This is a genomic window from Gryllotalpicola sp. CP2-P1 (assembly GCF_057512245.1).
Window position 1 is genome coordinate 1 of the sequence record NZ_JBLRDT010000120.1, and the last position, 8,051, is coordinate 8,051.

Consider the following 8,051-nt stretch of genomic DNA (forward strand, 5'->3'; position numbering starts at 1 on the left):
CTGCGACCAGTCGGCTGCGGCGGTGGCATCCGCCCGCGAGACGATGAGGCTCAACCGCCTCGACGATCGCGTCACGGTCGTGCGCGACGACGCGCTCGGCACCCTGCCCGACGCGAGCGCAGAGCTGATCGTGCTCAACCCGCCGTTCCACACGGGCACGACGGTCACCGCCGATGTCGGCATCCGCCTGATCCAGGATGCCGCGCGCGTGCTCGCGCCCGGCGGCGAGCTGCGCGTCGTGTTCAACTCCCATCTGCGCTACCAGCCGACGCTGCGGCGGCTCGTCGGCGAGACACGCCAGGTCGCGCGCAACAGCAAGTTCACGATCACGAGTTCACTGAAGCGATGACGGGTATGCGGGGGTATTCGGCCCAGCAGGTGCGCGCCGCCGAGGCGCCGCACCTGGCCGCGGGCGAGCCGCTGATGGAGCGTGCGTCCGCCGCGCTCGCGCGGGAGTGCGTTCGGATGCTGGAGGCCGAGGGCATCTCGCCCGCCCACGCCCGGGTGGTGGTGCTCGTGGGCGGGGGCAACAACGGCGGCGATGCCCTGTTCGCTGCCGCGGCCCTGGCCAGGCACGGCGCGCGCGTCGAGCTCGTGCGCACCTCGAGCCGCGTTCACGAGGCCGGTATCGCCGCCGCGCTCGCCGCGGGGGCCACCGTGGTCACGCAGGGCGCGGCGAAGTGCGCGGCATCCGCCGATCTCATCGTCGACGGCATCCTCGGCACGGGCACCAGCCCCGACCCGCGCCTGCGCGGCGAGGTCCGCGACCTCGTCGCGGCGGTCGTGGCCGCGAAGCCGTCGGGGCTCGTCGTCGCGGTCGACATCCCGAGCGGCATCCACCCCGACACGGGCGAGGTGCCCGACCCGGCGGCGGTGCTGCGTGCCGACGTCACCGTGACCTTCGGCGGGGCGAAGGCAGGCCTGCTGCTGTCGCCGGCGCGCGACGTCGCGGGCGAGGTCCGCGTGCACGACATCGGTCTGGCGGCCGACCTCGAGAAGCTGACCCCGTTAGTGGTGCTTCCCGGCGACGAGGCCCGCTGACATAGTCGGGATATGGAGGACACGCGGTCGAGGTCTCTGCGGCGAACGGCGCTCGTCGGCCTCATCGGTGGTGCGGCCCTCCTCGTGCTGGGCCTCGCCCTCTCGTTCATCCTCAGCGCGGCGGGTGCCCTCGTGATCGTGGTGATCGGAGCCGTGCTGATCGCGGACCGAGCTCGGGCGGCCAAGCGCTGGCGCACAGTCTGGTGGGCAGGAACGGCCCTGGTGGTCGGTACTGCGGGGGCGGTCATGTACGGCGAGCTCTGGGCAGTCGAATTCGACCTTGCCGATGCGGGCAGGCCGATCCCCCACGCCCTGCAGCTGAGCTCCGTCGGCTCCGGCCTCGCGGCAGTAACTGCTGTGGCGGTCTTCCTCGTTCTGGCGGTTCGTGCGCTGCCGAGGGGTGCCGCAACGGCGGAATGATCGGGAACTCCCCCCGCGCGGCACCCCTCGGCGAAGCACGCGGTCGGCCGCGATCGGCGTACACAGTACTCGCGCTCAAAGCCGAGGTTCAGCCTCGGGTCAGCCGCGAGTACGGCGTATTCGAGGAGCCGCCGGCGCGGCATCCGATCACGCCGTGAGGATCACCTTCAGCGCTTTCGTCTCGGCCGCCCGGCTGAAGGTGTCGTAGGCCGAAAGGATGTCGCCGAGCGCGAAGTGGTGCGAAACGAACCCCGCGACGTCGAGCTTGCCCTGCGCCAGCAGCTTGATGAGCATCGGCGAGGTGTCGGTGTTGACGAGGCCGGTGGTGATGGTCAGGTTCGCGATCCACTTGTCCTCGAGGTGGAACGAGACCGGCACCCCGTGCACGCCGACGTTCGCGACGTGACCGGCGGGCCGCACGATGTCGAGCGACATGTCCCAGGTGGCGGGAATGCCAACGGCCTCGATCGCGACGTCGACGCCGAGCCCGTCGGTCATGGCGAAGACCTGCTCCTTCCAGTCGGCATCCGTCGCGACGACGCCGTCGGTCGCCCCGAACCGCTTCGCCTGCTCGACCCGGTTCGCGTCGGTGTCGATCGCGATGACCCGCGACGGGCCGTACAGCCCCGCCGTCGCCATCGCGGCGAGTCCGACCGGCCCGGCGCCGACCACCGCCACCACGTCGCCTGGCGACACCGCCCCATAGCGCACTCCGATCTCGTGCCCGGTGGGCAGGATGTCGCTGATCAGCACCGCCAGCTCATCAGGCACCCCCGTGGGCACGCGGTAGAGCGAGGTCTCAGCGAACGGCACACGCACGTACTCGGCCTGGGTGCCGTCGATCAGGTGCCCGAAGATCCAGCCGATGCCGGGCGCACCCTCGTCGGCCCGGCAGTGCGAGTACACCCCGCGCTTGCAGAAGTCGCACTTCCCGCAGGCCGAGACGCAGGAGATGATCACGTGGTCGCCGACCGCAAGATCGGTCACAGCCGAGCCGACCTCGGTAATCGTCCCGACGCCCTCATGGCCGAGGATGCGCCCCGGCGTCACCGCGGGCACGTCGCCCTTCAGGATGTGCAGATCGGTGCCGCAGATCGTCGTCGTGTCGATCTTCACGATCGCATCGGTGGGCTTCAGGATGACGGGGTCCGGCACCTCCTCCCACGACTTCTCCCCAGGACCGTGGTAGACGAGCGCCTTCATGTCACCCTCCTGCACGGGCGGATCCGTGACGCCCGCACGGGGCCGAAATTACTCTGTCAACCCCGGCGCGGCCAGACCCCCTCGCTCCTACCATGTCCCGCATGGATACGGCCAAAGAGAACAACGAGGATGCCGTGAACAAGGCGCCCACGACAGACACCGAAGCCGACACCCCGCACGACAACCCCATCGCGAACGGCGTCGCCAAGGCGACCACCTGGATCGACGACAAGCTCGTCCCCATCCTCGGCCCGTCAACGCTCGGCCCGTACGAGCTCGACGAGCGCGACGACCCGAACCCGGGCGTCGTCGACGAGCTGTGCCCCGTCTGCCACCACGCGGTGAGCAGGCACGAGGTCCACGTCGACGAGGCGACGGGCCACACCTACCGGATCTGCCCCGACACGGGCGCGAGCTACGAGATCGACGTGCACGCGCACGAGGTCCCCGCGGCACACGAGCACGTGCCGGGCACCCTCGACGGGCCCGTGCTGAGCTGAGCGGCGCGCGAGGCGCACGCACGATGAGGGGCGGATGCCTCAGGCATCCGCCCCTCATCCGGGCCCCTCGCGGCCCTACTTGATTGCGCCGAGCGAGAGTCCCTGCACGAGCTTGTCCTGCGCGGCGAAGCCCGCGACCAGCACCGGCAGCGAGATCGCGAGGGACGCGGCGCACACCTTCGAGAGGAACAGCCCCTCAGAGGTGACGAACGACGTCAGGAACACGGGCGCCGTGTACGACGTCGTGCTCGTCAGCACGCTCGCGAACAGCAGCTCGTTCCAGCTGAAGATGAAGCAGATCAGCGCCGTGGCGATGATGCCGGGCGACGACAGCGGCACGATGATGCGCCGGAACGTCAGCAGCAGCCCCGCGCCGTCGACTTGCGCCGCCTCGATCACCTCGAGCGGGATCTCGGCGAAGAACGACCGCATCATCCACACGGCGATGGGCAGGTTCATCGAGGTGTAGATCACGATCATCAGCGCCGGCGTATCGAGGATGCCGAGCGCCTTCGCGATCAGGTAGACGGGCAGCAGCCCCGCCACCATCGGCAGCATCTTCGTCGTGAGGAAGAAGAACATCACGTCGGACCACTTGCGCACGGGCCGGATCGCCAGCGCGTAGGCCGCCGGAATCGACAGGACCAGCACGATCGCCGTCGAGCCGATGCTCATCATCGCCGAGTTGATCAGCGGCGGCCACGGGCTCGCGCCCGACGCCGCGCCGAAGAAGTTCGCGTACGACGAGAGGGTGAGCGGTGCGAAGAGGCTCGGCGGGTTCGTCGCCGCGGTGGTCTCGGAGTGCAGCGAAGTGAGCACCATCCAGACGATCGGGCCGAAGAAGATCAGCCCGATCACCCAGGCGATGATGCCGAGTGAGACCGTGCGCCGCCGCTCGCGCGTGCGCATCGAGACCGTGCGCCCCGGGGATTCCGGGGGGCGGCGGCGGATGCCCGTGGCATCCGCCTGCTCGCTGGTGATCGTCGTCATCGCTTCTCCTCCCGCAGCAGCGAGGACACCGTGCGCAGCACGAACGTCGCCACGATCATCGAGCCGATCACGACGACGACGCCGGCGGCGGATGCCTGCCCGTAGTCGTGCGCCTCGAAGAAGGTCTGATAGATCGTGTAGGGCAGGTTGGCCGTGCCGAGCCCGCCGCTCGTGATGGTGAACACGGCATCGAAGTTCTGCACCAGGTAGATGCAGCCGAGCAGCGCCGCGAGCTCGAGGTACTGGCGCAGGTGCGGCAGCGTCATGTGGCGGAAGATCTGCCACTCGTCGGCGCCGTCGATGCGCGCGGCCTCGATGACGTCGAGCGGCCGCCCCTGCAGCCCCGCGAGCAGGATGAGCATCATGAACGGCGTCCACTGCCACACGAGCGCCGCGATGATCGCGCCGAGGGGCTGCGAGCTCACCCAGTCGGGCTGGGGTGCGCTCGACGCGTGGCCGAAGGCCCCCCAGATCCAGGTCAGCGTGCCGTTCAGCAGGCCATACGACGGGTTGAAGATCGCGTGCTTCCACACGAGGGCGGCGGCGACCGGCACGATCAGGAACGGCGCGATCATGATCGTGCGCACGAAGCCGCGGCCCCAGAACGCCCGGTCGAGCAGAATCGCGATGATGAGGCCCAGGATCAGGCTCACGAGCACCACGGCGACCGTCAGGACGACCGTCGTGATGACCGACTTCAGCATGGCCGCGTCGGTGAACACCGCCGCGTAGTTGGTGAACCAGCCGAAGCCGATGTCGTTCGGGTAGAGCGCGTTCCAGCGCACGAACGAGATGACGAGCGTCGCGACGAAGGGCAGCTGCGTGACGATGATCATGAAGATCAGCGCCGGCAGCAGGGGCGCCCGCCTGGCCCAGGCGGACGCCCTGCTCAGTGTCTGGTGCGACGCATTCAGCGTGACCGCAGTCGACATTGTTCAGCTGCTACTTCTTGTACTTGTCGCCGACTTTTTGCGCTTCGGCCTGCACCGACTTGAGGGCCGCGTCGACCGAGGTCTTCCCGGCGATCGCGTCGCTGAACTGCTGCGAGGCATCCGTGCCCAGGTTCGCGAACTCGGGGATCGCGACGAACTGGATGCCGGGCGCTGGGCGCTTCTGCGTGCCGGGGTCGTTCGGCTTCGCGCTGTCGATGGCCGACTGCACCTGCTTGTAGAACGCGGCGGCGCCCTTCTGGTAGTCGGGGTTCTCGTAGAGCGAGGTGCGCGTTCCTGGCGGGACCTCGGCCCAGCCGAACTTCTTGGCGACGAGCTCGGCGTACTTCGGGCCGGAGGCCCACTCGATGAACTTCTCGGCGTTGGCCTGGTTCTTGCTGGCCTTCTCGATGCCCCATGCCCAGCTGTACAGCCACCCTGAGCTCTGCGTCTTGTCGACGGGGGCGGGCGCGTAGCCGATCTTGCCGGCGACCGGGGAATCGGATGCCTCGAGCGAGCCGGCCGCGGCCGTCGCGTCGTACCACATGGCCGCCTTGCCCTGAGTCATGTCGTTGAGGCACTCGGTGTAGCCGGCCTGCGGCGCGCCGTTCTCGCCGTCCTTCTTGACGAGGTCGACATAGAAGTTGAGCGCCTTCGTGAAGCCCTCTCCCGTGACCTGGGCGTTCCAGTCGTCGTCGAACCAGGTGCCGCCCATCGTGTTCACCACGGTGGTGAGCGGTGCGACCATCTGGCCCCAGCCGGGCTGACCGCGCAGGCAGATGCCCGCCATGCCCGACTCGCTGGACTTGATCTTGTCGGCGAACTGCGCGACCTGATCCCAGGTGGGGTTCGCGGGCATGGTCAGGCCGAGCTGCTTGAAGACGTCGGTGCGGTAGTAGAGCATCGACGACTCGCCGTAGAACGGCTCGGCGTAGATCTTGCCGTCCGCGCCGGTCAGCGCGTCCTGGATCGGCTTCAGGATGTCGGACTGCTGGAAGTCCGCGTTCTTCGCGACGTTGTCGTCGAGGGAGAGCAGCCAGCCGTTCTTCGAATAGAACGGCACCTCGTAGTTGCTGATCGTCGCCACGTCGTACTGCCCGGCCTGCGAAGAGAACTCCTGGCTCGCCTTGGCGCGCAGCGAGTCCTCGGGCAGCACCGTGTAGTTGACCTTGATGCCGGTCTCTTTGGTGAAGTTGTCGGCGGTGAGCTTCTGCAGATCGATCATCTGCGGGTTGTTCACCATCAGCACGTTGAGCGTTCCGCCCGACTTGCTGCCTGCGCTGCCGGCGCCAGCGCCGCTGCAGCCGGCCAGCGCGAGTGCGGCCGTCGCGGCCACGGCGACACCCGTGAGCGCTTTGGCCAGGTGACTCCTCGTCATCGTGGGCACCGTTGTCCTTTCTTGCCTGCTCCGTCGCGGGCATGCACACCATATTCACGAAGTTCCACACCTTGCAAGCAAAAACGGGCATCGAACCACAGAAAACTTGCGAAGTCGGGCAAAGCCGGTCAACTATGTGATGTGCGGATGCCAGATCGGGCATCGTCGACGAAGACGAGAGAGGTTACTGATGGTCCGTCTTTCCGAGGCCACGCTGCCCGAGCTGCCCGCGGCAGTGGCCGTTCCGAGCTACGACCGCTCGCAGCTCACCGCGGGCATCGTCCACTTCGGCGTCGGCGGGTTCCACCGCGCGCACCAGGCGATGTACGTCGACCGGCTGCTGAACGCCGGCGGCTCGACCGAGTGGGGCATCTGCGGCGTCGGCGTGCTTGAGGGCGACCGCCGCATGAAGCAGGCCCTCGAAGAGCAGGATCACCTCTACACGCTCGTGCTCAAGCACCCCGACGGCACCCTCGAGCCCCGGGTGATCGGCTCGATCGTCGACTATCTGCTCGTGCCAGACGACCCGCAGGCCGTCGTCGACAAGCTCGCCGACCCCGGCATCCGCATCGTGTCGCTCACCATCACCGAGGGCGGCTACAACTTCGACCAGATCACGCGTGAGTTCGACGCCGGCAACCCCGAGGTGCAGGCAGACCTCGAGCCGGGCGCCGCACCGCGCACCGTCTTCGGGCTCGTCGTCGCCGGTCTCGCGCTGCGCCGCGAGCGCGGCATCGCGCCGTTCACGGTCATGTCGTGCGACAACATCCCGGGCAACGGCGAGCTGGCGCGGAAGGTGTTCACGGCCTTCGCGCGGCTGAGGGACCTCGAGCTCGCCGACTGGATCGAGGCATCCGTTCACTTCCCGAACTCGATGGTCGACCGCATCACGCCCGTCACGACCGACGACGACCGCGCGCTGATCGCACGCGAATGGGGCATCGAGGATGCCTGGCCGGTGGTCGCGGAGCCGTTCGAGCAGTGGGTCCTCGAGGACTCGTTCGGGCTCGGTCGCCCGGCCTATGAGACGGTCGGGGTGCAGGTCGTCGACGATGTCGAGCCGTACGAGCTGATGAAGCTGCGGCTGCTCAACGTCGGCCACCAGGGGCTCGCCTACTTCGGCGTCCTCGCCGGCTACACCTTCGCGCACGAGGCGGCGCGCGACCCGCTGTTCGTCGGGCTGCTGCGCCGCTACTGGGAGCGCGAGGCGCGGCTCACGCTCAAGCCCGTGCCGGGAGTCGACCTCGACGCCTACACCGCCGAGCTCATCGAGCGGTTCGGGAACGAGCACGTGCGCGACACGCTCGCGCGCCTCGCCGCCGAGTCCTCCGACCGCATTCCGAAGTGGCTTGTGCCGGTCATCGCGGAGCGCGTCGCGGCCGGCGGCGAGGTCGACGCGTCCGCCGCGATCGTCGCGAGCTGGGCGCGCTATGCGGAAGGGGTCGACGAGTCGGGGAATCCGATCACCATCGTCGACCGGCTGGCGGACGCGCGGCACGCCGCGGCGCTCGCCCAGTCCTCCGACCCCCTCGCGTTCCTGCGCGATGAGACGCTGTTCGGCACGCTCGCCACCGAGCCGGCCTTCACCGA

The 8,051-nt window shown here is 68.7% G+C and carries 9 protein-coding genes; 5 read left to right on the forward strand and 4 right to left on the reverse strand.

The genetic code is table 11. The features are described 5' to 3' along the window. The 3 genes from ACM2XV_RS10090 to ACM2XV_RS10100 all read left to right on the forward strand — a co-directional run. Nucleotides 1–349 (forward strand): class I SAM-dependent methyltransferase (locus tag ACM2XV_RS10090; RefSeq protein WP_487026836.1); only part of this gene is annotated, 349 nt, incomplete at its 5' end. After that, the gene (locus ACM2XV_RS10095; RefSeq protein WP_487026837.1) at nucleotides 346–1,041 is read left to right on the forward strand and encodes an NAD(P)H-hydrate epimerase; all 696 of its coding nucleotides are present in this window, start codon (nucleotides 346–348) and stop codon (nucleotides 1,039–1,041) included. The genes ACM2XV_RS10090 and ACM2XV_RS10095, both read left to right, overlap by 4 nt. A 12-nt stretch (nucleotides 1,042–1,053) precedes the next feature. After that, nucleotides 1,054–1,461 (forward strand): hypothetical protein, encoded by a 408-nt coding sequence (locus ACM2XV_RS10100; RefSeq protein ID WP_344777194.1) that lies wholly within the window; start codon nucleotides 1,054–1,056, stop codon nucleotides 1,459–1,461. Nucleotides 1,462–1,608: 147 nt separating this feature from the next. On the opposite strand, the gene ACM2XV_RS10105 is transcribed toward ACM2XV_RS10100, so the two are convergent. Continuing rightward, a complete protein-coding gene (locus tag ACM2XV_RS10105) occupies nucleotides 1,609–2,664 on the reverse strand; it encodes a zinc-dependent alcohol dehydrogenase family protein (RefSeq protein WP_487026838.1) in 1,056 nt (351 codons plus the stop codon). A gap of 101 nt (nucleotides 2,665–2,765) precedes the next feature. Here ACM2XV_RS10105 and ACM2XV_RS10110 point away from each other — a divergent pair, with 101 nt between their 5' ends. Further along, nucleotides 2,766–3,164 carry a hypothetical protein gene (locus ACM2XV_RS10110; protein WP_344777191.1) on the forward strand — a complete coding sequence of 133 codons (399 nt, stop codon included), beginning with the start codon at nucleotides 2,766–2,768 and terminating at the stop codon, nucleotides 3,162–3,164. 75 nt (nucleotides 3,165–3,239) lie between these two features. Here ACM2XV_RS10110 and ACM2XV_RS10115 read toward each other — a convergent pair whose 3' ends face one another. The 3 genes from ACM2XV_RS10115 to ACM2XV_RS10125 are packed head-to-tail and all read right to left on the reverse strand — an operon-like array spanning nucleotide 3,240 to nucleotide 6,461. Next, complete coding sequence (locus ACM2XV_RS10115; protein WP_487026839.1) at nucleotides 3,240–4,154, reverse strand: carbohydrate ABC transporter permease; 915 nt, start codon at nucleotides 4,152–4,154, stop codon at nucleotides 3,240–3,242. Then, complete coding sequence (locus ACM2XV_RS10120) at nucleotides 4,151–5,086, reverse strand: carbohydrate ABC transporter permease (RefSeq protein ID WP_344777187.1); 936 nt, start codon at nucleotides 5,084–5,086, stop codon at nucleotides 4,151–4,153. The genes ACM2XV_RS10115 and ACM2XV_RS10120 overlap by 4 nt, the downstream gene beginning before the upstream one ends. Before the next feature lie 10 nt (nucleotides 5,087–5,096). Further along, a complete protein-coding gene (locus ACM2XV_RS10125) occupies nucleotides 5,097–6,461 on the reverse strand; it encodes an ABC transporter substrate-binding protein (protein ID WP_487026840.1) in 1,365 nt (454 codons plus the stop codon). Nucleotides 6,462–6,651: 190 nt separating this feature from the next. Here ACM2XV_RS10125 and ACM2XV_RS10130 point away from each other — a divergent pair. Further along, nucleotides 6,652–8,051: mannitol dehydrogenase family protein (locus tag ACM2XV_RS10130; RefSeq protein ID WP_487026841.1), on the forward strand; the 1,400-nt coding region annotated here is incomplete at its 3' end.

Excerpts from the sequence above, each read along its gene's own strand:
- ACM2XV_RS10095 (WP_487026837.1), top strand. The coding sequence starts at position 346 with ATGACGGGTATGCGGGGGTATTCGGCCCAGCAGGTGCGCGCCGCCGAG.
- ACM2XV_RS10100 (WP_344777194.1), top strand. The coding sequence starts at position 1,054 with ATGGAGGACACGCGGTCGAGGTCTCTGCGGCGAACGGCGCTCGTCGGC.
- ACM2XV_RS10105 (WP_487026838.1), bottom strand. The coding sequence starts at position 2,664 with ATGAAGGCGCTCGTCTACCACGGTCCTGGGGAGAAGTCGTGGGAGGAG.
- ACM2XV_RS10110 (WP_344777191.1), top strand. The coding sequence starts at position 2,766 with ATGGATACGGCCAAAGAGAACAACGAGGATGCCGTGAACAAGGCGCCC.
- ACM2XV_RS10115 (WP_487026839.1), bottom strand. The coding sequence starts at position 4,154 with ATGACGACGATCACCAGCGAGCAGGCGGATGCCACGGGCATCCGCCGC.
- ACM2XV_RS10120 (WP_344777187.1), bottom strand. The coding sequence starts at position 5,086 with ATGTCGACTGCGGTCACGCTGAATGCGTCGCACCAGACACTGAGCAGG.
- ACM2XV_RS10125 (WP_487026840.1), bottom strand. The coding sequence starts at position 6,461 with ATGACGAGGAGTCACCTGGCCAAAGCGCTCACGGGTGTCGCCGTGGCC.